General features: G+C 72.3%; 18 protein-coding genes and 1 pseudogene. 6 read left to right on the plus strand and 13 right to left on the minus strand.

The window, feature by feature from the left end; translation table 11 throughout:
• Nucleotides 1–305 precede the first annotated feature (305 nt).
• Together ACF9IK_RS15060 and ACF9IK_RS15065 are read right to left on the minus strand one after the other, a co-directional pair.
• The gene (locus ACF9IK_RS15060; protein ID WP_395294718.1) at nt 306–1,049 is read right to left on the minus strand and encodes a response regulator; all 744 of its coding nucleotides are present in this window, start codon (nt 1,047–1,049) and stop codon (nt 306–308) included.
• Nucleotides 1,050–1,066: 17 nt separating this feature from the next.
• Nucleotides 1,067–2,143 (minus strand): sensor histidine kinase, encoded by a 1,077-nt coding sequence (locus ACF9IK_RS15065; protein ID WP_395294719.1) that lies wholly within the window; start codon nt 2,141–2,143, stop codon nt 1,067–1,069.
• A 190-nt stretch (nt 2,144–2,333) separates the two neighbouring features.
• Between ACF9IK_RS15065 and ACF9IK_RS15070 the strand changes: the two genes are divergently transcribed.
• A complete protein-coding gene (locus tag ACF9IK_RS15070) occupies nt 2,334–2,930 on the plus strand; it encodes a hypothetical protein (protein ID WP_395294720.1) in 597 nt (198 codons plus the stop codon).
• Nucleotides 2,931–2,955: 25 nt separating this feature from the next.
• Here ACF9IK_RS15070 and ACF9IK_RS15075 read toward each other — a convergent pair whose 3' ends face one another.
• Both ACF9IK_RS15075 and ACF9IK_RS15080 read right to left on the minus strand, forming a co-directional pair.
• The gene (locus tag ACF9IK_RS15075) at nt 2,956–3,903 is read right to left on the minus strand and encodes a DMT family transporter (protein WP_395294721.1); all 948 of its coding nucleotides are present in this window, start codon (nt 3,901–3,903) and stop codon (nt 2,956–2,958) included.
• A gap of 211 nt (nt 3,904–4,114) precedes the next feature.
• Complete coding sequence (locus ACF9IK_RS15080) at nt 4,115–4,780, minus strand: CatB-related O-acetyltransferase (RefSeq protein WP_395294722.1); 666 nt, start codon at nt 4,778–4,780, stop codon at nt 4,115–4,117.
• 111 nt (nt 4,781–4,891) lie between these two features.
• Here ACF9IK_RS15080 and ACF9IK_RS15085 point away from each other — a divergent pair, with 111 nt between their 5' ends.
• The 3 genes from ACF9IK_RS15085 to ACF9IK_RS15095 all read left to right on the plus strand — a co-directional run bounded on the left by ACF9IK_RS15085 (nt 4,892) and on the right by ACF9IK_RS15095 (nt 6,837).
• Nucleotides 4,892–5,509: a TetR/AcrR family transcriptional regulator gene (locus ACF9IK_RS15085; protein WP_395294723.1), complete on the plus strand. Its 618-nt coding sequence runs from the start codon at nt 4,892–4,894 to the stop codon at nt 5,507–5,509.
• Nucleotides 5,510–5,699: 190 nt separating this feature from the next.
• On the plus strand, nt 5,700–6,419 hold the full coding sequence (locus tag ACF9IK_RS15090) for a peptidylprolyl isomerase (protein ID WP_395294724.1): 720 nt from the start codon (nt 5,700–5,702) through the stop codon (nt 6,417–6,419).
• Between the two features lie 61 nt (nt 6,420–6,480).
• Entirely contained in the window at nt 6,481–6,837 is a 357-nt protein-coding gene (locus ACF9IK_RS15095; RefSeq protein WP_395294725.1) for a MazG-like family protein, read from the plus strand.
• A 39-nt stretch (nt 6,838–6,876) separates the two neighbouring features.
• On the opposite strand, the gene ACF9IK_RS15100 is transcribed toward ACF9IK_RS15095, so the two are convergent.
• From ACF9IK_RS15100 to ACF9IK_RS15130, 7 genes are all read right to left on the minus strand, one after another.
• The gene (locus ACF9IK_RS15100) at nt 6,877–8,187 is read right to left on the minus strand and encodes a geranylgeranyl reductase family protein (RefSeq protein ID WP_395294726.1); all 1,311 of its coding nucleotides are present in this window, start codon (nt 8,185–8,187) and stop codon (nt 6,877–6,879) included.
• Nucleotides 8,188–8,442: 255 nt separating this feature from the next.
• On the minus strand, nt 8,443–9,138 hold the full coding sequence (locus ACF9IK_RS15105) for a demethylmenaquinone methyltransferase (RefSeq protein WP_238951225.1): 696 nt from the start codon (nt 9,136–9,138) through the stop codon (nt 8,443–8,445).
• A gap of 189 nt (nt 9,139–9,327) precedes the next feature.
• On the minus strand, nt 9,328–9,915 hold the full coding sequence (locus ACF9IK_RS15110; protein WP_395294727.1) for a hypothetical protein: 588 nt from the start codon (nt 9,913–9,915) through the stop codon (nt 9,328–9,330).
• 255 nt (nt 9,916–10,170) lie between these two features.
• Nucleotides 10,171–10,938, minus strand: a complete 768-nt coding sequence (locus tag ACF9IK_RS15115; protein ID WP_395294728.1) for an amidohydrolase family protein — start codon at nt 10,936–10,938, stop codon at nt 10,171–10,173.
• A 13-nt stretch (nt 10,939–10,951) separates the two neighbouring features.
• Nucleotides 10,952–12,175: a cyclic dehypoxanthinyl futalosine synthase gene (mqnC, locus tag ACF9IK_RS15120; protein WP_395294729.1), complete on the minus strand. Its 1,224-nt coding sequence runs from the start codon at nt 12,173–12,175 to the stop codon at nt 10,952–10,954.
• Between the two features lie 107 nt (nt 12,176–12,282).
• Nucleotides 12,283–14,091 carry a serine/threonine-protein kinase gene (locus ACF9IK_RS15125; protein ID WP_395294730.1) on the minus strand — a complete coding sequence of 603 codons (1,809 nt, stop codon included), beginning with the start codon at nt 14,089–14,091 and terminating at the stop codon, nt 12,283–12,285.
• A 243-nt stretch (nt 14,092–14,334) separates the two neighbouring features.
• On the minus strand, nt 14,335–15,258 hold the full coding sequence (locus tag ACF9IK_RS15130) for a menaquinone biosynthetic enzyme MqnA/MqnD family protein (protein ID WP_395294731.1): 924 nt from the start codon (nt 15,256–15,258) through the stop codon (nt 14,335–14,337).
• A gap of 346 nt (nt 15,259–15,604) precedes the next feature.
• Here ACF9IK_RS15130 and ACF9IK_RS15135 point away from each other — a divergent pair, with 346 nt between their 5' ends.
• On the plus strand, nt 15,605–15,808 hold the full coding sequence (locus tag ACF9IK_RS15135) for a cold-shock protein (RefSeq protein ID WP_238951231.1): 204 nt from the start codon (nt 15,605–15,607) through the stop codon (nt 15,806–15,808).
• Nucleotides 15,809–15,966: 158 nt separating this feature from the next.
• Here ACF9IK_RS15135 and ACF9IK_RS15140 read toward each other — a convergent pair whose 3' ends face one another.
• Entirely contained in the window at nt 15,967–18,720 is a 2,754-nt protein-coding gene (locus ACF9IK_RS15140; RefSeq protein WP_395294732.1) for a glycoside hydrolase family 3 C-terminal domain-containing protein, read from the minus strand.
• A gap of 616 nt (nt 18,721–19,336) precedes the next feature.
• Nucleotides 19,337–19,525, minus strand: a pseudogene (locus ACF9IK_RS15145) (dicarboxylate/amino acid:cation symporter); the annotation flags it as partial.
• Between the two features lie 43 nt (nt 19,526–19,568).
• Between ACF9IK_RS15145 and ACF9IK_RS15150 the strand changes: the two are divergent.
• Entirely contained in the window at nt 19,569–21,029 is a 1,461-nt protein-coding gene (locus ACF9IK_RS15150) for a recombinase family protein (protein WP_395294734.1), read from the plus strand.
• The last annotated feature ends 13 nt before the right edge of the window (nt 21,030–21,042 follow it).

The following is a 21,042-nucleotide window of genomic DNA, read 5'->3' on the forward strand; positions in this document are numbered from 1 at the left end:
CGCATCCTATGCCTGTCCGCTTGTGATCTGCGACACGCAGTTCAGGGAGAACTTTGTGATCTACGCCACCTCTTGAATGATGGCGAAGGTGGGCATGCCCAGATTTGTCAACGCAAAGGAGTCAAATGGTCACAACCAGTCGCATTCATCTGCGAATTAGCTGGTCAGAGCCGTACTCCTATATCAACTATGCCTTGTTCCATGCAAATTTCCTGGCGTCATGTTGACGTGTTATGGCGGCTCACTCGCAGGGGTGGCGGGGGGCGAACGCTCGCTTGACCCTTCGTTCACAAGCCCCGCGAGGATCAGGCGCCGGTCTCCCAGACCCAGGCCGCGATGCCGACCCGGTTCCGGGCGCCGATCTTGCGCTGGATCGCGGCGAGGTGGTTCTTCACCGTCCCGGCGGTGATGAACAGCTGCGACCCGATTTCTGCATTGGTCGCGCCGTCCGCAACCAGCTGGGCGACCTCCGTCTCACGGGCGGTGAGCTCCTCGACGAACGAGGGGCGCGGCCACCCGATCCGGCTCTGCTCGGCACGCCGACTCCGCGCGGCCCGCCCCTCGTCGCCGCCGCCCTCCCCCCGCTCGTTCTGCAACGACTCCTTCTGTTCCCGACTCCGCTCCTCGTTCTGGTCCCGCCCGGAGAGCTCCCGCAACAGCCTGACGGTGATCTGCGGGCTGATCAGCGCATCACCCGCGACCGCAGCCCGAACCGCCTCCGCCAGCAGCGTCGGCCCCGAGCGCTTCAGGAGGAAGCCGGCTGCACCGGACCGGATCGCCGTGTGCACGTACTCGTCCAGGTCGAAGGTGGTCACCACGACCACCCGGAACTCCCCACTCAGCTGCCGGGTCAGCTCCAGTCCGTCCATCCTCGGCATGCGGATGTCGGCGAGGATCACGTCCGGCCGGAGCCGACGGGCCGCCTCCACAGCCGCGGCACCGTCCGCGGCCTCACCCACCACCTCGATGTCCGGCTGGGCGTCCAGGATGATCCCGTACGCGCTGCGGATCGCGTCGTCGTCGTCGGCGAGCAGGACCCTGATGCTCATCGCCGCCCCTCCCGCGCTCATCGCCCTTCCAAGGGCATCGTCGCCTTCACCTGCCAGCCGCCGGCCTGGGCCCGTCCCGAGCAGAGCGTCCCGCCCAGCGCCTCGACTCTGGCCCCCAGCCCGGCCAGTCCACTGCCGCCCCGCACGACCTCACCCAGGCGTGGGCCGGACGGCTGTGGCCCGCCTCCGTCGTCCCGCACCAGCACCTCCAGCCGCCGGCCCTCGCGTCGCACCCGGACATCGACCACGTGTGCCGCGGGCGCATGCCGTCGGACGTTGGTGAGTGCCTCGACCACGATCCGGTACGCCGTCGCTGCGACCTCACGGGGAATGTCCTGGTCCGTCGGGGCGTCCAGCCGTACGACGGCTCCGCCGGACTCCGCGAACCTTTCCGTCAGGGAGGTGAGCTCGGCCAGGCCCGGCCGCGGGCCGCGCTCGGGCAGGTCCGCCTCGTCGCTGCGCAGCAGGCGGACGGTCCGGTCGAGCGAGGTCAGCGCCTGCTGCCCGGTCTGCTCTATCCGCTCGAAGAGCGCCGCCGCCCGGACCGGATCCGAGCCCGCGAGGACCATCCCCGCCTGTGCCTGAGCCACCATGCCGCTGACGTCGTGCGCCACGAAGTCGTGCAGGTCGTGGGCGAGTTCGAGCCGCTGAGCTCGACGGGCCGCCGCCACCGAACGCCGCCGGGCGTCGTCCATCCCCCGCAGGTAGAGCCCGACCAGCACCGTCGGCAGCGCCATGGCCGAGCCGAACCCGAAGAGCATCAGCCAGGACGCGGGCCCCGAGATCACCTCGAACCGGGACGGCCAGAGCGCCGCCGCACCACCGATCGTGTAGGCCACGGCGGCCGAGCGCCGGCCGCTCTCGATACGGAGCGTGAGCACCAACAGCAGGAGCAAGGAGGCGATTTCGGCCAGGCCGACCGCGCCCGCCCAACGATCCTCCTCCAGCCAGCGGCCGGCCGCCCAGACGCCGACGGTGACCCCCGCCGACGCCGATCCGGCGACCCCGGCCACGGCCACCACCCCGAACCGGGCCCGCGTCAGCCACCCGACCAGCAGCACCAGCGGGACCGCCAGCGAGAGCATCTGACTCATCGTCGCCTCCCTTCGTGCCGCAACCATACGAAGGCCCGGCTCTGCCGCGCCTCTGCCGATCGGCACATTTCCGCGTCCCGTTCCGAGTCCCGAGGAACCTGCCGATCGGCACTGCCGAGGGCCGTCGCCCCAGCGGCACGCTCATCCCGTCGGCCGGCCACCGGGGCCGTCCGGAGAGGAGCAGACCGCCATGACCGCGACCGCGCGCCGCACCACGACCGGGGCCGAGGCCCACGCCGCCGGTACCGGCCCGGCAGCCGGATCCCGTGCCCGCACCGCCGCCCCCGCGCCGCGCTGGGCCGAGCTCGCCGCCAAGGCCGCCGTCTGGACGACCGTGCCGTCCGGGCTGTGGCGGATCGTCCTGGGGCTGGGCATCCCGGTCGGCTTCAGCGGCGAGACGGCCGTGGCCTTCGACCGCCACACTCCGGGATGGGGCACCGTCTACGTCCTGGTGCTGAGCGGTCTGGCCGAGTTCCTGGCCTTCCTCACCCTCGGGCTGGTCCGGCCCTGGGGCGAGGTGGTGCCGCGCCGGATCCCACTGCTGGGCGGCCGAAAGGTCCGCCCGCTCGCCGCGATCGTCCCGGCCGCCCTCGGCTCCGCCGCCCTGACCTGGCTCGGTGCGACCGCTCTCTTCGGCGGCTGGGCGGCCGACATGAGCAGCCCGGATGCCCCCCACGGCCTCGCCGGGGCGGTCATGACCCTCTGCTACCTCCCGCTGGTCGCCTGGGGTCCCCTGGTCGCCGCGGCGACGTTCTCCTACGCCCGCCGGACGCTGGGACGCCGATGACGACCACTCCGGCGCCCTCTGCGCCTCAGCCCGTGGTTACGGGTTCCGTGTCCACCGCCCGCTCACCGTCCGCCGTGCGCGACCCGCCCCGGCCGGGCCCGGCGACGGTGCGGCGGCCCCACGCGGTGGCGACCAGCACCAGCGCACCGCCGAGCAGCCCGACCGGACCGAGGCGGTTGCCGGCGAGGGTGACGCCGAAGACGGCGGCCCAGAGCGGTTCGGTGCCGAGCAGCAGGCTGACCCGGGAGGGTGAGGTGTTACGGACTGCCCACATCTGCACGAAGAAGGCGAACAGCGTGCAGAGCAGGGCGAGATGCAGCAGCCAGGCCCACTGGGGCGGCCCGTACGAGGCGGCCACCGTCCACGGCAGCGGCCCGACGAACGGCGCGACCACGGCGAACACGGCAGTTGCGGCAGCGAGTTGGACCCAGGTGAGGGCCAGCGGATCGGCGCCCTCGATCGCCCTCATCCGGGACATCGCCAGCACGTTCACGGTTCGCACGACCGCGGCGCCGAGTACCAGCAGGTCCCCTGCCGTCGGGGCCTTCAGGCCGCCGTCCCCGGTGAGCAGGGCCACACCGGCCACCGCCAGCCCCGCCGCTGCGAGGAACGCCCGCGGCAACGGCGTCCGTGTGAGGGCGCTCTCCGCGAGCGGAGTGAACACCATGGTGAGACTGATGATCAGACCCGCGTTGGTGGCGGAGGTGTGCACCGCGCCGTACGTCTCCAGCAGGAAGATCCCGCCGAGTATCAACCCCAGGACCCCGCCGCCCAGCCACTCGGCGCGGACCATCCGGCGCAGCACCGGCCAGGCGACGACCCCCAGCAGCGGCAGCACCAGCCCGAACCTCAGTACCAGCATCGCCACCACCGTCCCCGGCTCGGCCACCTGCTGTACGGCCAGGAAGCTCGACCCCCAGACCACGGCCACCAGCAGCACCGGCAGATCACGAAAGAAGGACGAACCGCGCATGAACAGGACCCCTCCGGAGCGAACGGAACCGACGAGGAGATTCCCGTACGACGTCGGACGGATCTCGGGCCACTACAGGCCGGCCGGCTCAGGGCACCACAGCGGCCTTCCGAGGGGCCCGTCATCATTGCGTACCGACATGGCCGCGATCAACGGCTTTCCGTCGACGGGGCAAGGAGCCGACGCGCCAGAGGGCCGAAGTTCGGCGGGGTCACGAGGCCAGCAGCCCGTTGGCCGCGGCGATGGCCTCGATGTCGGCGGGGGTGCCGGACATGATGGCGCGGACGTGTTCCGTGACCAGCTCGACCGGCCAGTCCCACCAGGCCGCGCGCAGCAGCCGGTCGATGTCGGCGTCGTCGAAGCGGCGGCGGATCGGGCGGGCCGGATTACCCCCGACGACGGTGTAGGGCTCGACGTCGCCCGCGACCACGGCACCAGCCGCGATGATCGCCCCGTCCCCGATCCGCACCCCGGGCAGAACGGTGGCGCCGTACCCGAACCAGACGTCATTGCCGACGACGGTGTCGCCCCTGGTCGGGAGCCCGGTGACGATGTCGAGGGTCCGGTCGGTCCAGGTGCCGCCGAACATGGAGAACGGAAAGGTGGACACCCCGACGGTCGGGTGGGCGGCGCCTGCCATCAGGAAGCGGGTCCCGGTGGCGAGAGCGCAGTACTTGCCGATCACCAACCGCTCGGGACCGTAGGCGTAGAGGACGTTGCGTTCCTCGAAGCGGGTGGCACCGTCCGGGTCGTCGAAGTAGGTGTACTCACCGACCTGAATGCGCGGATCGGCGACCAGCGGACGCAGCAGGACGACGCGGTCGTGACCTGCGAGGGGGTGCCGGACGCTGGGGTCGGGGATGGTGGCGGCGGTCATGGAACTCCCTGAGAGGCCCGAGGGAAAGGAGAAACGCGACCAGAGTCGCATTAAGATGAGAATGACACGGCGAGGCCAACACGGCAACCCTTAACGCGACTGGAGTCAACTTTGAGCGAGGAACCCCGAACCCCCTTCAGCCGCCCCGGCGGCCGCAGCGCCCGCGTACGGGCGGAGGTCGTCACCGCCACGCTCGCCGAAGTCACCGAGAAGGGGTACGACGGACTGACGGTCGACGGCGTCGCCACCCGCTCCGGCGTGCACAAGGCCACCCTGTACCGCCGCTGGGGCGGAGTCGACGGCCTGATCGCGGAGGCACTGACCACCTCAGCCGACCAATCATGGCCACTCCCCGACACCGGCGACCTGGCCGGCGACCTCCGCCTGATCACCCACGAGGTCTTCGCCGTCTTCACCGATCCCGACCTGGGCCCGACACCGACCGCGCTGATCGCCGCCGCCCAGCGCTCCGACACCGGAGCGGCCGCCCTTCGCTCCTTCTTCACCGCCCGCCACCGGCAGGCCGCCGCCGTGGCCGAGCGCGCGATCGAACGCGGCGAGCTACCCGCGGGCACCGACGGCGCCGAGGTGATCCGAGCGGCGACAGCACCGCTCTACTACCGCCTTTTCGTCAGTGGTGAGCCACTCGACACCCGCACCGCGGAACGGGCCGCGGACGTCGCCGCCCTCGCCGCCCGCGCCGGGCTGTTCACCCCCGAGGCCGATTGACCACCCCGCCACACCCGCCGCCCTCCAGCACCCAGCACCCAACACCCAACACCCACCGCCCACCGCCCACCGCCCACCGCCCACCGCCCACCGCCCACCGCCCAGGCGACGCGACGCCCCACGGTGCCCGCCGCGCAACGCGTGCCCCGGACGTCTACCGCATCCACCCCCAGACATGGATGATGTCGCCATGACAACCAAGCCGTCCATCACCCCCCGGAAGGCCCGTCACGTGAAGCGCAAGCACTGGGCACTGCTCGCCGCCGCCACCACCCTGCCGCTCGTCGCGAGTACCGGTACGGCCGCTGCGGAGACACCGTCGGCCACCGGATCCGGCGCGGCCACGTCCGCCACCTGCACCTACACACCTGCGGTGCCGGCCGACAACTTCAAGGGCATCCCCGTCTTCGACGCCAAGAAGGCGGCCAAGCCGTACAGCGCGACCCTGAAGACCAGCCAGGGTGCGATCACCTTCAAAGCGCTGACCGCCGAGGCACCCTGCACCACGTTCTCGTTCCGGTTCCTGGCCGAGCACGACTACTTCGACCACAGCCACTGCCACCGCCTCACCACCCAGCGGATCTTCGTCCTGCAGTGCGGCGACCCGACCGGGACCGGCAGCGGCGGCCCCGGCTACTCCTTCCCGGACGAGAACCTGACCGGCGCCACCTATCCCGCCGGCACCGTGGCCATGGCCAACGCTGGTCCGAACACCAACGGCAGCCAGTTCTTCTTCGTCTGGAAGGACACCAAGCTCTCCCCCGCCTACACACCGTTCGGGCGGGTCACCGCAGGCCTGGACGTCCTGCAGAAGATCGCCGCCGGTGGCGAGGACGACCAGAACAACCCCGGCGACGGATTCCCCACGCTCCCGGTGAACATCCGCAACGTGAAGATCAGTTCCCGCTGAGCCCGAGCGCCGGCTCCCGTACGGTGGTCTGCGTCAGCTAAGCCGTACGGGAGCCGCACACATGGACAGCAGGATCTGGGAGAGCGTCGACCACCTGGTCGCCTGGCTGGACGGCGAGAGCCGGCTTTCGCCCGGGGAGGAACGCATGCTCCGCATCCTCAAGCTCTCCGAGGAGGTCGGTGAAGTCGGCGCCGCGGTGATCGGCGCCACGGGCCAGAACCCCCGCAAGGGCGTCACCCACACCTGGGAGGACGTCCAGCACGAGCTCTGCGACGTGGTCTTCTCGGCCCTGGTCGCCCTCCGCACGCTCACCCCGGACGCCGCCCGGGTCTTCGCCGACCGCCTCGCCTACGTCGAGCAGCGCTCCGCCGCCAGCCGCACCACACCTCCCGACCGGCCGGGCCCGACCGGCACCTGACGGTCCCGGCCCGGGCGCCGCCCCACTGCTCCGGCTCCGTCAGGCGTTCGGCGCGGCCTTTGCGAGACCGTTGATGATGCGGTCCATGGCGTCGCCGCCCTGCGGGTCCGTCAGGTTGGCGAGCATCTTGAGGACGAACTTCATCAGGATCGGGTGGGTCAGACCGCGCTGGGTGGCGAGCTGCATGACCTTGGGATTGCCGATGAGCTTCACGAAGGCGCGGCCGAGCGTGTAGTAGCCGCCGTAGACGTCCTTCAGGATGCGCGGGTAGGCCTGGAGGGCGCGCTCACGGCCTGCCTCCGTCACCCGGGCGTTGGCCTGGACGATGACCCCGGCCGCGATCTGGCCTGATTCCATCGCATAGGCGATGCCCTCGCCGTTGAACGGGTTGACCATGCCGCCCGCGTCGCCGACCAGCAGGAGACCGCGGGTGTAGTGCGGCTGCCGGTTGAAGGCCATAGGCAGAGCAGCGCCGCGGATCGGGTCGGTCATGTTCTCGGGGGTGTAGCCCCACTCCTCCGGCATGCTGGCGCACCAGGCCTTGAGGACCTCGCGCCAGTCCAGCTCACCGAAGGCCGGCGAGGAGTTGAGGATGCCGAGGCCCACGTTGGAGGTGCCGTCGCCCATGCCGAAGACCCAGCCGTAGCCGGGCAGCAGCTTGCGCTGGCCGGCGCGGGTGTCCCACAGCTCCAGCCAGGACTCCAGGTAGTCGTCGTCGTGGCGCGGCGAGGTGAAGTACGTCCGGTAGGCGACGCCCATCGGGCGGTCCTCGCGGCGGTGCAGGCCCATGGCGAGCGAGAGCCGGGTGGAGTTGCCGTCGGCGGCGACCACCAGAGGGGCGCGGAACGTCACCTCCCGCTTCTCCTCGCCGAGGCGGGCGGTGACGCCGACGATCCGGCCGGTCCGGTCGTCCAGCACCGGGCCGCTGACGTTGCACCGCTCGTAGAGCCGGGCCCCGGCCTTCTCGGCCTGACGGGCGAGCAGCTCGTCGAAGTCGGCGCGCTTGCGCACCAGGCCGTAGTCGGGGAAGGCGGACAGCTCCGGCCAGTCCAGCTCCAGCCGGACGCCTCCGCCGATGATCCGCAGGCCCTTGTTGTGGAGCCAGCCGTTCTCGGTCGACACGTCGATGCCCATGTCGACCAGCTGCTTGGTGGCACGCGGCGTCAGACCGTCACCGCAGACCTTCTCCCGAGGGAACGAGGTCTTCTCCAACAGCAGGACGTCCAGGCCCGCCTGGGCGAGGTAGTACGCGGTGGTGGAGCCGGCCGGGCCCGCACCGACCACGATGACATCGGCGGTGCTCTCCACGGGGCTGCCCGGCTTCGTCAGATCGGCTGCGGTCTCGGACACGGTGGGCACTCTCCTGGAGCTGCGTCTGGGGGACGGAGGCGTTGACCTCGGCAGTCTAGTTGCCGCCCCCGGAACCGGACCCGAGGGCGGCAGCACCGTTTCGCCGTCCGCCGGACCGTCGGCAGCTCGAAGCGGGGCCGGCGAAGGACCCGAAGCACGGCCCGCCGAAGAACCCGTCACACGGCCCGGCGAAGGACCCGCCACAGGCCCGTCCCCGCGGCGCCACCCGCTCCGACGGGACCCGGGCGGTGTGCCTCAACCGACCTTGTAAGCCCGGTGCATGGCGACGATCCCGCCGGTGAGGTTGCGCCAGGCGACCTTCGACCAGCCGGCCTCCTGAAGCTTCGCGGCCAGCGCAGGCTGGTCGGGCCAGGCCCTGATCGACTCGGCGAGGTAGACGTAGGCCTCCGGGTTGCTGCTGACCGCGGTGGCGACCGGCGGCAGTGCCCGCATCAGGTACTCGGTGTAGACGGTCCGGAACGGCGTCCAGGTCGGCGTCGAGAACTCGCAGATCACCAGCTTGCCGCCGGGCTTGGTCACCCGGTACATCTCGCGCAGCGCCGTGTCGGTCTCGTGGACGTTGCGCAGCGCGAAGGAGATCGTCACCGAGTCGAAGGTGCCGTCGGCGAACGGCAGCCTGGTGGCGTCCCCGGCGGTGAGTGCCAGCTCGGGGTGGCGGCTCTTGCCCTCGGCCAGCATCCCGACCGAGAAATCGCACGGGACGACCTTGGCGCCGGCCTCGACGAAGGGCAGCGAGGAGGTGCCGGTGCCGGCTCCGAGGTCGAGCACCAGGTCGCCCGGCCCGGCGGCCACCGCATCGGCCACCGCACGGCGCCAGGCGCGGGCCTGGCCGAGGGAGATCACGTCGTTGGTGCGGTCGTACTTGGCCGCGACGTCGTCGAACATGGCGGCGACTTCGTGCGGCTGCTTGTCCAGAGAGGCTCGGGTCACCACCCCATTGTTCACCCTGCCCCCCACCACCCGGGCAAGGGGGCACACCGGCCGGGACCGATCGGCCCCGCAGTGCCCCCGTCGATGTACCCGTGACCCGGCGCCTGCGGCCCGAACCCCACCCCTGTACCCGCGCCTGCACCCGCGCCTGCACCCGCGGCCCGGCCCGGCCCGGCTCGGCAGGCGCGCTCAGTGCAGCGCGCGCCGCCCGCCGGCCCGGCGCTTCCGGCGCGAGCGCTTGCCCTGCGTTATCGCCGGCATCCCGTCGGGCAGCGCACCCGCCGCGAGCGCGACGGTGCTGGCGAACCTGCCCGTGCCCGCCCGCACCGCGAGCTCCCTGCGGTGCCGGCGGATCCGCACCACACAGGCCAGGAAGAGGATCACCGCCACCGGCACGCTGAACCGGGCCAGACCGACGCCGACCGGCTGCGGGTAGGTGTCACCGCAGATCCGGACCGCGCCCGCGTCGTCCGCGGCATGCTCCAGGCAGACCGCGTCCCCGACCTTGGTGCCGTCCGCCAGCGGCAGCGCGGCGGCGGTGTGCGGCTGGCCGGAGACCCGGTAGCTGACGGTGGAGTACGAACCGCCTCCGGTGTTCAGCTGGGTGACGATGCCCTCGACTCTCACCGGGTGGGCGCCGATCCGGTCGGCCAGATCGGCCTGACGCCAACCGAGCAGGCACATGCCGACGGCCAGCACGGCGCTGAGCACGGCGGTGAGGTACCAGCCACGGCCCAACCGCGGAGCACGCGGCGGGGGGACGGTCGCGGATCGCATGGTTCCTGTCCTGGCTTGCCTTCGGGGCCTGGGACGAGGCCCCGCCGCCCGCGGTGACGGGCGGAGTGTGGTGAGGGTACGGAGTGAGCTGTCCGGGATCGTATCCGCTGGCAGGCCCTCAGGTCACGGCGAAGGGGGAATCAGACAGGACGGCAGGCAACGGAGTTCGGCGGCACACGGAGGAATTCCCGGGTGCACACGAAGGAAATCCCAAGCGCCGCATGGGAATGCGGCTACCCACGGGTAGCCGGGGCGTCAGCGCCGCCGGTACACCAACCGCCCGGCCAGCACGGTGGCCAGACAACTCCCGGGACGCACGACCACGGTCTCGGTCTCGGTCTCGGTCTCGGGCCCGGCGGCCTCACCGGCACCGGGCTCACCGGCCCCGACGTCACCGGCGCCGGCCTCAGCAGCTTCGGCCCCGAGCACCGCGAAGTCCGTGGAGGCCGTGCGGTCCGCGAACACCACGACGTGCGCGAACACCGCGAAGTCCGCCCGACCGCCCACCGCCAGCCGCCCGTACACCGCCTCGGCGAGCGGAAGTACGGCGAGCGGATCCAACGGGCCCTCGGCCCCCGCCGACCCGGGAGGCGCCGCCAGCGCGGTCAGCCCCGAGCGGGCCACCGCCGTGCGCACCGAGGCGCGCTCGAACGGCCCGGCCACCGCCGTCACGCCGCAGCCGAGCATCCGCTGCAGCCCGCGCCGGGCGCTCGCACCGCAGCGCGTCTCGTCGGCCGAGCCGGAGAGGGCGCCGGGCACCGGTGCGTCCCCCACCCCCTCGCGCGGGTCCGGGTGGTACGCGTGTTCCAGCAGCCGGTGCCCGTACGGATTGCACAGGCCGGGCGTGAGGACCGCCGCGCCCCAGTCGCGCAGCCGGGCCCCGGGGTACGCGGCCGCGAGTTCCTCGCAGGGGCCCAGGGCCGCGATCCGGCCGTCCCGCACCAGCACCGCCCCGTCGGCGGCGGACGGGGCGGCGGGGTCGGCCGGATCGGGCAGCACGAGGGCCGCCCGGTGCAGGGTCATGACCAAGGGGCGCTCAGCGGTTGTCGAGGATCTTCAGCTCGGGGTGCGCGGTGCCGCCCTCGATCGCGGTGGAGGCGATGTGCGAGGCGATCCGCGGGTCGACCGGGTCGTCGGCCGGGTCGTCCAGCACCCGCAGGTGCTCGTAGGTGGTCGAACGCTGGGCCGGGACGCGGTCGGCGGCCCGGATCAGGTGGATCAGCTCGGTGAGGTTGGAGCGGTGCTTGGCGCCGGCCGCCGAGACCACGTTCTCCTCCAGCATGACCGAGCCGAGGTCGTCCGCGCCGTAGTGCAGCGACAGCTGGCCGGCCTCCTTGCCGGTGGTCAGCCAGGAGCCCTGGATGTGGGCGACGTTGTCGAGGAAGAGGCGGGCGATCGCGATCATCCGCAGGTACTCGAAGACCGTCGCCTGCGTCGACCCCTTCAGGTGGTTGTTCTGCGGCTGGTAGGTGTACGGGATGAAGGCGCGGAAGCCGCCGGTGCGGTCCTGCACGTCGCGGATCATCCGCAGGTGCTCGATCCGCTCGGCGTTGGTCTCCCCCGTGCCCATCAGCATGGTGGAGGTGGACTCCACGCCCAGGCCGTGCGCCGCCTCCATGATCTCCAGCCAGCGCTCGCCGGACTCCTTGAGCGGCGCGATGGCCTTGCGCGGACGCTCCGGCAGCAGCTCCGCGCCGGCGCCCGCGAACGAGTCCAGGCCGGCCCGGTGGATCCGGGTGATGGCCTCCTCGATCGACACGCCCGAGATCCGCGACATGTGCTCGACCTCGGAGGCGCCCAGCGAGTGGATCACCAGCTGTGGGAACTCCGCCTTGATGGCCGAGAAGGCGCGCTCGTAGTACTCGACACCGTAGTCCGGGTGGTGGCCGCCCTGGAACATCACCTGGGTGCCGCCGAGCTCGACCGTCTCCGCGCAGCGGCGCAGGATCTCGTCGAGGTCGCGGGACCAGCCCTTGTCGCTCTTCGGCGGCACATAGAAGGCGCAGAACTTGCACGCCGTCACACACACGTTGGTGTAGTTGATGTTGCGCTCGATGATGTACGTCGCGATGTGCTCGGTACCGGCGTAGCGGCGGCGGCGCACGGCGTCGGCGGCCGAGCCGAGCGCGTGCAGCGGCGCCGAGCGGTACAGCTCCAGCGCCTCCTCCGGGGTGATCCGGCCGCCGGCCGCGGCCCGGTCGAGCACGGCCTGCAGGTCGGTGCTGGGCGCATCGAGGGTGGTCGCTGCGAGCTCGGACACCTGTCGGCCTACTCTCTCTCGGTACCGCGTTCGCACGACGGTCTTGGGTGGTTCCTGGTACGGCCGAACCAGCCTACGCCAGCGTCCTGCGGGGCCCGCGCCAGGCCTCACGACACCTTTCGCATGGTCCCGGAGGGGTTGCCGGCGGCGGGGTCGACGGAGGTGAAGCGGATCGTTCCGTCGTTCTGCAGGGTGAGCGTCTCCGAGCTGGACCCGCCGCTGCATGCCCCGGGGAAGGAGGAGCGGACGAGCCTGGAGGTGAAGACCAGCTTGTCCGGTGACACCGAGTCGAGGCGCCAGGTGCCGTCGCAGCTCACCGAGATCAGGCCGGTGACCTCGTTCCGGCTCGTGACGGCGTCCTGCCCGATCCCGGCCGGGACGATCGTCAGGGTGGTCGCGCCGGCGGGCAGGCCTCTGGCGGTGGTCATCTCGCCGCGCCAGGTACCGAGGAACGCGGCCGGAACCGCGCTCGGGCCCCCGGTCGTGGCGGTGATGGCGGGCGTCGTCGCCACGCCGGTGTCGCCGGGTGCGGTCGCCGTCGGCGCGTCCGCGCGGGGCGACGGCGGCGGCTCGGTGGTGCCGGCCGGGGAGGTCGACGTGATCTCGGCGGCCTGAGCGCTCCCCGGATCGGACTTCCCCAGCCACTGGTAGAGGCCGTAGCCACCACCGGCGAGGAGCAGCACGGCGGCCACTGCTCCGGCGACCGCGGCCGGACCTCGCCCGCCCGACCGGTCCTGCTCCGACGTCGACACCGGCCCGCCCCCGGTCAGCCCGCCCCCGGGAACCCCGCCCCCGACCGGAACGCCCTCCCCGAACGTGGGCGTCCGTACCGCCCGTCCGTCCGCCGGCCCCGATCCGAACCCCGACAGCGACGCCGTCCCCGCCCCCGGCCCCGCCCCCGGCCATGACCCCGCCCCCGGCACGGGCTCCGACCCGAACCCCGCGCCACCACCCGCATCGCCACCGCCACCGCCACCGCCCGCACCAGCCTCACCGAGCCCCGCATCCTGCTCCCCCTCCAGGTCCAGCAGCTCGACCGCACTGCGCCCGACCGCCGCCGCCAGCTCGGGCGGCAGCCACCCGCCGCGCCCGAGCCGGAGGGTGGCCGCGCCGTCGGCGTCCAGCCGCTCCCGCAGCTGCTGCGGAGTCGGGCGGGCCGCAGGGTCCTTGGCCAGGCACGCCAGGACCACCGGGCGGAGCGGCCCGGACAGGCCGGACAGGTCGGGTTCCTCGTGCAGCACCCGGTAGAGCAGCACCGCGACGCTCACCCCCTCACCGAAGGGGTGCACCCCGGTGGCCGCGAAGGCGAGGACCGCGCCGAGGGAGAACACGTCGCTCGCCGGCCCGGCGGGCAGGCCGTTCGCCTGCTCGGGCGACATGAAGCCGGGCGAGCCGACCACGTAGCCGGACTGGGTGAGCCCGCTCGTCGCGTCGAGCGCGCGGGCGATGCCGAAGTCGATCAGACGCGGCCCGTCGAGGGTGAGCAGCACGTTGGACGGCTTGACGTCGCGGTGCACCAGTCCGAGCCCGTGCACGTGGCCGAGTGCCTCGGCCAGCCCGACGCCGAGGGTCCGGACGGCGGGCTCGGGCAGCGGCCCGAAACCGCGGACGGCGTTGCCCAGTGCGGGTCCGGCGACGTAGCCGGTGGCCACCCAAGGGTGCTCGCCCTCGGTGTCGGCATCCAGCACCGGCGCCGTCCAGGTACCGCCGACCCGGCGGGCCGCCGCGACCTCCTGCCGGAAACGGGCGCGGAACTCGGCGTCCTCGGCCAGTTCGCCGCGGACCACCTTGACGGCCACCGTTCGGCCGCCGGCCGTCCGGCCGAGGTAGACCCGACCCATCCCGCCCGCGCCGAGGCGCCGCAGCAACCGGTAGCCACCCACCTGGCGCGGGTCGTCCGCCCCCAGTGCCTGCATTCCCGCACGCTCCCCTCGACCCGCCGGCCCGCACGATCCACGAGCGGACCGCGAGCAGACCGTACCGGGCGGGGAGGCGTCGGAGCGTCAGAACCTGCGGCACGCCCCCTGTCGGGTCGGCCACCCGGCCCAGCCCCGGACCGGACCGCCCCGGACCGGACCGCCCCGGACCGGACCACGCCGGACGGGACCGGACCACACCGGACCGGACCACGCCGGACCGGACCGCACCGGCCCTCCGCCTCAGGCCACGACGGAGGCCGGCTCCAGCGCCGGCGCCACCACCGGCTCCAGCAGCCTGACCCGGACGTCCTGCGCGAAGCCGCTGTCGTGCGCGACCCGGCGGGCGAACTCGGTCATGCCCGCCAGCTGCCGCTCGCCGAGCGAGAAGTCCAGCGCCTCGCTGAAGTACCGTTCCAGCACGCCGGCGTCGAACGCCTCCCAACGGGCGGCCTGTGCAGCCACCTCGCGGGCCTCCACCAGCGAGAGGTCACGGGACTCCAGAAAGGCCCGGTGCACCGCTGCGGTCAGGGCCGGGCGGCGCTCGGCGAAGTCGCGGCGGGCGGCCCAGACGGCGAAGACGAACGGCAGCCCGGTCCACTCCTTCCACATCGCGCCCAGGTCGTGCACCGCGAGGCCCTGTGCGGCCGCCTGCCCGAGGTAGGCGCGCAGCGCCGGGTCGCCGATCAGCACGGCGGCATCGGCCTCGGCGAGCATCGCGTCCAGGTCGGGCGGGCAGCTGAAGTACTCCGGTCGGACGCCCTCGCGCTCCTCCAGCAGCAGGCGCGCCAGCCGGACGGAGGTCCGGCTGGTCGAGCCGAGGGCGACCCGGCGGCCGTCCAGCTCGGACAGCGGGAGCTTGCTGACGATCACGCAGGACATCACCGGGCCGTCGCTGCCGACCGCGATGTCCGGCAGGACCAACAGTTCGTCCGCGTGCCGCAGGTACTCCACACAGGTGATCGGACCGATGTCGAGAGAACCGCCGACCAGTTGGTCACTCAGCTTCTCGGGAGTGTCCTTGGTGAGATCAAGATCGAGCAGATTGCCGGTCCTGGCCAGGCCCCAGTAGAGAGGGACGCAGTTCAGGAACTGAATATGCCCTACCCGCGGCCTGACCGGGGTGTTCTCCTCGGGCTCCTGCGTTTCCGCATCCGGTACCGACACTGCGCCGCTCCCTCGCTGTTCGTGCGCGCCACCCCCGCAGCGTATGCCCGCTGATCCGGACGCCCCTCACCGGCCTGTACGACACGCCCACGGGCCTTACGACACGCACCGTCCGCCCCGCAAGTCACCCCTGGTCGTCACAGCGACCGCATGCTAGCGTTGCCCTCAGTTGCAGTTTGATTCCCCTTGCAGTACTTGAAGCCTGCGGAGCATGTAACCGCAGGCTTTTTGTAGTTTTTCAGCAATATCGAAAAACTCCGGACCCGTCCGGAGGCAGGGCGATCAGCGCAGCGGACCGGGCACCACACGGTGTGGTCCCCAACACGTCCCTCGCAAGGAGAACGGCATGGCTCAGGGAACCGTCAAGTGGTTCAACGCTGAGAAGGGCTTCGGCTTCATCGCCCAGGAGGGCGGCGGCCCCGACGTCTTCGTCCACTACTCCGCCATCAACGCGAACGGTTTCCGCTCGCTGGAGGAGAACCAGGCGGTCACCTTCGACGTCACCCAGGGCCCGAAGGGCCCGCAGGCGGAGAACGTCACCGCTATCTGATCATCCTCTGATGACCTGATCGCTCGGGACCCTCTCGGGTCCGCCGGCGGCCCTGCGGCCGTCACCATGAGCACAAGAGCAGTACCCAAGGGGGCCCGCCGTTCGGTGGGCCCCCTGCCTTTCGCCTCTGCGTGCCCGGGTCGGACCGCGCGCCTGTGTCAGGCCGGGAGTGTCCAGCGCTGGTTCACGCCCGCGTGGCAGTCCCAGATGATCAGCCGACTGAAGTCGGCGGTACTCCCGTACTGGACGTCCAGGCAGCGGCCGGAGACGGGGTTGACCAGCGTGCCGTCCGCGCGGGCCTGCCAGCGCTGCGCGCCGGTGCCGTTGCAGGCGTAGAGCTGGACCGGGGTCCCGCCGTCCGTCCAACCGTTCGTCACGTCCAGGCACTTGCCGAAGGCCCGCAGTGTGTCGTCCTGCTGGACGGTCCAGTCCTGTGCCCCGGTGGAGTTGCAGTGGTACAGCTGGACGGCGGTGCCGTCGGCCGTCGCCGCCCGGTTGACGTCCACGCACTTCCCGGCCAGTCCGGTGACCGGGCCGCTCGGCCTGGGGGTGTGCCAGCGCTGCTCGGCGGCGGAGCCGCAGTCCCGCAGGAGCAGCCGGCCGGCCGCAGGCTGCAGGCAGCGGCCCGAGGCCCGGTGCAGGATCGTGGTGTCCGGCCGGACCGTCCAGCTCTGGGCCGCGGCGCCGGTGCAGGGCCATAGCCGGACGGCGGCGCCGTCGCCGGTTCCGGCCGGCTGCAGGCAGCCGCCCGCCATCCCGATCGAGCCGTCCGAGCCGACCGTCGCCTCCTGGACCGCCGTGCCCTCGCAGCCGGACGTCCGCACCGCCTCGTCGGCGTCGGCCGCGGCGGCACCGGCGTCCAGGCAGGCGCCGTCGGAGCCGGTGATCCGGCCCGACCAGGTGGAGACGGCGGCCGAGGCCGCGACCTCGACGGCGCCGCTGAGCCGTGGCGCCCGGGAGGACGACCCGACCGTGATGCCGTACCGCCCGCCGGGCACCTGCCAGCCGTGGACCTGCGCGTCCCAGGTGGCGAAGGAGGACCGGTCGAGCCGCAGTGTCACGTGCTGGGAGCGGCCGGGGGCGAGGGTGAGCTTGTCGAACGCCTTCAGCTGCTGCGGGGGCTCGCCGGCCGCCGACGGGAAGCCGACGTACAGCTGGGGCACCTCGGTGCCGGTCCGACTGCCGCGGTTCGCGACGTCGAAGCCGACCTGGACCAGCCCGGCGGCGTCCGGCCCGGTCACGGTGAGGCCGCTGTAATCGAAGGAGGTGTACGAGAGGCCGTGGCCGAAGGGGAACAGCGGCGCCACCCCGGCCCGGTCGTACCAGCGGTAGCCGACCTCCAGCCGCTCGGTGTAGTGGTAGGCGCCGTCGGTGCCCGGGTACTGGTCGGCACCGCGGATCGGCGTCGCCGCCGCCGAGACCGGGAAGGTCACCGGGAGGCGGCCGCCCGGGTCGGCGTCACCGAACAGCACGTCGGCGAGCGCGGTGCCGCTCTGCTCGCCGGGGTACCAGGCCGCCAGTACGGCCGGGACGGAGTCCAGCCACGGCATCACCACCGGGCCGCCGGTGTCGAGCACCACGACGGTCCGCGGATTGGCCCGGGCGACGGCGCGGATCAGCGTGTCGTCGGCCGGCGTGAGGTCCAACGACGGCCGGTCCTCGCCCTCGCGCTCCTCGTCACCGACCACGACCACCGCGACGTCCGCGGCGGCGGCCACGGCTGCCGCGGCGTCGGCGTCGGCACCGGTGTGGTGACGGACGGAGACGCCCGACCCCGCCCGCGCGGTGATCCCGCTGAGCGGCGAGACGGTGTACTCGGGGTACGGGGTGACGTGCGAGGAGCCGTAGCCGCCGGTGTAGGCCCGGTCGGCCCAGGGACCGATCACGGCGACCGACTTCAGCCGGGCGGCGTCCAGCGGCAGCGCGGCGCGCTCGTTCTTCAGCAGCACCGTGCCGGCGACAGCCGCCGCGCGGGCGTCCCGGGCGCCGGCACCGGGGTCGGCCTCGGCCGTCCGGCCGCCGTCCAGGGCGCCGCTGCGGACCATCAGCCGCAGCACCCGGCGCACCTGGTCGTCCAGGACCGCCGGTGCGAGCCGGCCGTCGGCCACCGCACCCGCCAGCTCCGAGAAGTAGGTGGAACCGCCGAACTCCTGGTCCAGCCCCGCCGCGGCGGCGTTCACGGCGGAATGGGTGGCCGGGTAGTCGGAGCCGACCGCGCCGTCGAAGCCCCACCGGCCCTTCAGCACGTCCCGCAGCAGCGGGAAGTGCTCGCAGGCCCAGATCCCGTCGACCGGGTTGTAGCCGCACATCGCCGACCAGGCCCGGCCGTCCTGGACGGCCGCCCGGAAGGCCGGCAGCTCGATCTCCTGCAGCGTCCGCTCGTCCACCTCGGAGCTGTACGACTGACGGTTGTCCTCCTGGTTGTTCGCCGCGTAGTGCTTGACCTGCGCCGCGACGCCCTGCGCCTGGATGCCGCGCACCTCGGCGGCGGCGATCCGCCCGGCGAGGAACGGGTCCTCGCCCAGCGTCTCGAAGTTCCGTCCGCCCTGCGGCACCCGGACGATGTTGACCATCGGCGCGTACAGCACGTGGTAGCCGCGGGCCTTGGCCTCACGGCCCAGCACCGCGCCGTAGCCGGCCGCGAGGTCCGGGTCGAAGGCGGCGGCCAGCGCGACCGGGGCCGGCATCGCGGTGGCCGGCTGCCCGTCCCGGACGCCCGCAGGCCCGTCGGTCAGCAGGAGCGGCGGGATGCCCAGCCGGGGCACGCCCTCGACGTAGCCCACCGAGTGCACGTCCTGCGGGGCCCAGATCCCTTGCAGCAGTGTCGCCTTCTCGTTGGTCGTCAGCTGCCCGAGCAGCGACTCGACCCGCTGTTCCAGCGACGGCGCCGATGCCGACGCAGGGCCCGGCACGGCAGCGGACGACGGCGAGGACGAGGACGAGGGCGAGGACGAGGCGGACGACGACGGGGGTGCGGACGGAGAATCGGCGGACGGGGATGTGACGGACGGGGATGTGACGGACGGGGATGTGGGCGCGCCTGCGGAGGTCACGGCGGGCGTCGGGGTGGCCGTGGGGGCGGAGGAGTCGGCGGACGCGGGGGCGGGGGTCGCACAGGCGGCCAGCAGGCAGCCGCCCAGTCCGGCGACGAGGATTCGCGTACAGGAGGAGATGCGTCGCATGGTGCACCGATCGGCGTGGGGGGCGCGTGGGGGAACGCCGAGATAGCGACCTCGCGGTCCGGCTATCTGACGGTATGTCATATATAACCGCCCGCCACCTGCCCGAACCGTACTCCGCCCACTTCGACGGCGTGTCCGCGACGCGTTCCGCCCACCGGCACTGCGCATCCGAACCGGCCGAGCCACCCGTGCCCGCCGTGCACTCCCGCACCACGCCCGCGGCCCTCCGCCGCTCCCCCGCATCGCCCCGCCGGCCCACTGCGCGCCCCCACCGCGGGCACGGCGGCAACGCGGACGCCCGCCCCCGGCGCCGGGCGGCGCGGGGGCTGGCGTCCGTGAACCCGGGTCAGGCGGCGGCCGGGGCCGCCTCCTCGCCCGACGCCTGGGCCGGGACCGAGGCCGCGGCCGAGGCCGAGCCGTCGAGCAACTCGCCGGTCGGGTTGCCGTAGGCCGCCAGGTCGAGGGTCTTCTCGCGGGCGGCGACCAGGATCGGCACGACGGCCTGACCGGCGACGTTCGTAGCTGTACGCTGAACACCTACGTCACGCAAAGTGATCATCTGCGTTCAGGGGGTGGCCATGCCCAAGGCTACGCGGGTCGGTATCTACGTCCGCATCAGCAAGGACCGCAAGGGACAGGAACTCGGCATCCAGCGCCAGGAGAAGGCCTGCCGGGAGTTGTGTGACCGCCTCGGGTGGACCGTTCTGAAGGTCTACCCGGAGAACGACATCTCGGCTTCCACCACGAGTCGGAAGCCGCGCCAGGTCTACACCGAGATGATGAAGGACGCGCGGTCCGGCGTCATCGATGCCATCGTCGTCTACTCGATCGACCGTCTCACCCGCCGCATCACCGAACTGACCAACTTCCTGGAGGAGCAGAAGGAGTACGGCTTCGCGTTTGCCACCACGGAGGGCGAGGACACGTCCAGCGCCTCCGGCCGCATGATCCTCACCATCAAGGGAGCGGTGGCTCAGCAGGAGACCGAGCGCATGTCCGAGCGAATCAACTCGGCTCTGCTGCAGCGCCGGGAGAAGGGGAAGCCCCACGCCGGCGGGCCCCGTGTGTTCGGGTTCGAGCCGGACTCCGGGTTCCAGCGTCTCGTACCGGAGGAGGTCGAGCTGATCCGGCTCGGCTACGAGATGCTCATGGACCGCAAGACGCCGGGCGAGGTCGCCCGTGTCTGGAACGACAAGGGGGCGAGGTCATCGGGGAGCGGGACCATGTGGACCCTGCACAAGGTCAAGCGCGTGTACCGGTCCGAACGTCTCGGCGGCATCATCACCTACAAGGGGCAGGTGCTCGGCGACAGCATCTACCCGCACCCCCTCACGAAGGAGGAGTGGGAGAACATCCAGACCGTCCTGGACAGCCGCGCGACCCCGGTGGCGCAGGGATCGGGGAAGCGGAAGCACCTCTACTCGGGCTTCCTGGAGTGCGCCAACTGCAACGTCCCGATGGCGGTCCAGTGGACCAGCGACAAGACCCGGACGTTCCGCCAGACCCGTTGCCAGCCCGGCCGAACGGGGGCCGACGGCCGGATCGGGTGCGGCAAGGTCAGCCGGGCGTACACGTGGATCGAGGACCGGCTCAACGAAGTCGTCGAGGCGGCGCTCATCGCCCGTCAGCCCAAGATCACGCCTCTCCAGTCCGGCGTGGATCTGACCGGCGAGATCTCCCGGCTTGAGGAGCGAATCCGACTGCTGCGCCTCCGGTGGAAGGAGCAGAAGTTGGAGGACGAGGACTACTTCGACGCCTTGGGCCATCTGCGCACCGAGTTGCAGTCCTTGCGGGCCCAGGAAGCCGCCGCCGCGGTCGCGCAGTCCCAGACCGAGGTGGATGCACTCGCGGTCTGGCGCGATGACACGATGCAGAACCTCGAACGTCGCCGGGCGATCGCCGCCACCGTGATCGCGAAGGTCGAGGTCTACAGCATCGGGCGAGGCCGGCGGAAGCCGCCGGAGATCGACTCGATCAGGGTCATTCCGGTTGGCCAGCAGTCCCCGGCGGAGGGGCACACGCCCGCCGACGATCACTGACGTATCCCGCCAC

Origin of the sequence: Kitasatospora hibisci (genome assembly GCF_043950205.1) — a bacterium.
In the GTDB taxonomy this organism is placed as follows: domain Bacteria; phylum Actinomycetota; class Actinomycetes; order Streptomycetales; family Streptomycetaceae; genus Kitasatospora; species Kitasatospora hibisci.

Excerpts from the sequence above, each read along its gene's own strand:
- ACF9IK_RS15060 (WP_395294718.1), bottom strand. The coding sequence starts at position 1,049 with ATGAGCATCAGGGTCCTGCTCGCCGACGACGACGACGCGATCCGCAGC.
- ACF9IK_RS15115 (WP_395294728.1), bottom strand. The coding sequence starts at position 10,938 with ATGACCCTGCACCGGGCGGCCCTCGTGCTGCCCGATCCGGCCGACCCC.
- ACF9IK_RS15090 (WP_395294724.1), top strand. The coding sequence starts at position 5,700 with ATGACAACCAAGCCGTCCATCACCCCCCGGAAGGCCCGTCACGTGAAG.
- ACF9IK_RS15095 (WP_395294725.1), top strand. The coding sequence starts at position 6,481 with ATGGACAGCAGGATCTGGGAGAGCGTCGACCACCTGGTCGCCTGGCTG.
- ACF9IK_RS15150 (WP_395294734.1), top strand. The coding sequence starts at position 19,569 with ATGCCCAAGGCTACGCGGGTCGGTATCTACGTCCGCATCAGCAAGGAC.
- ACF9IK_RS15065 (WP_395294719.1), bottom strand. The coding sequence starts at position 2,143 with ATGAGTCAGATGCTCTCGCTGGCGGTCCCGCTGGTGCTGCTGGTCGGG.
- ACF9IK_RS15135 (WP_238951231.1), top strand. The coding sequence starts at position 15,605 with ATGGCTCAGGGAACCGTCAAGTGGTTCAACGCTGAGAAGGGCTTCGGC.
- ACF9IK_RS15080 (WP_395294722.1), bottom strand. The coding sequence starts at position 4,780 with ATGACCGCCGCCACCATCCCCGACCCCAGCGTCCGGCACCCCCTCGCA.
- ACF9IK_RS15070 (WP_395294720.1), top strand. The coding sequence starts at position 2,334 with ATGACCGCGACCGCGCGCCGCACCACGACCGGGGCCGAGGCCCACGCC.
- ACF9IK_RS15075 (WP_395294721.1), bottom strand. The coding sequence starts at position 3,903 with ATGCGCGGTTCGTCCTTCTTTCGTGATCTGCCGGTGCTGCTGGTGGCC.
- ACF9IK_RS15125 (WP_395294730.1), bottom strand. The coding sequence starts at position 14,091 with ATGCAGGCACTGGGGGCGGACGACCCGCGCCAGGTGGGTGGCTACCGG.
- ACF9IK_RS15110 (WP_395294727.1), bottom strand. The coding sequence starts at position 9,915 with ATGCGATCCGCGACCGTCCCCCCGCCGCGTGCTCCGCGGTTGGGCCGT.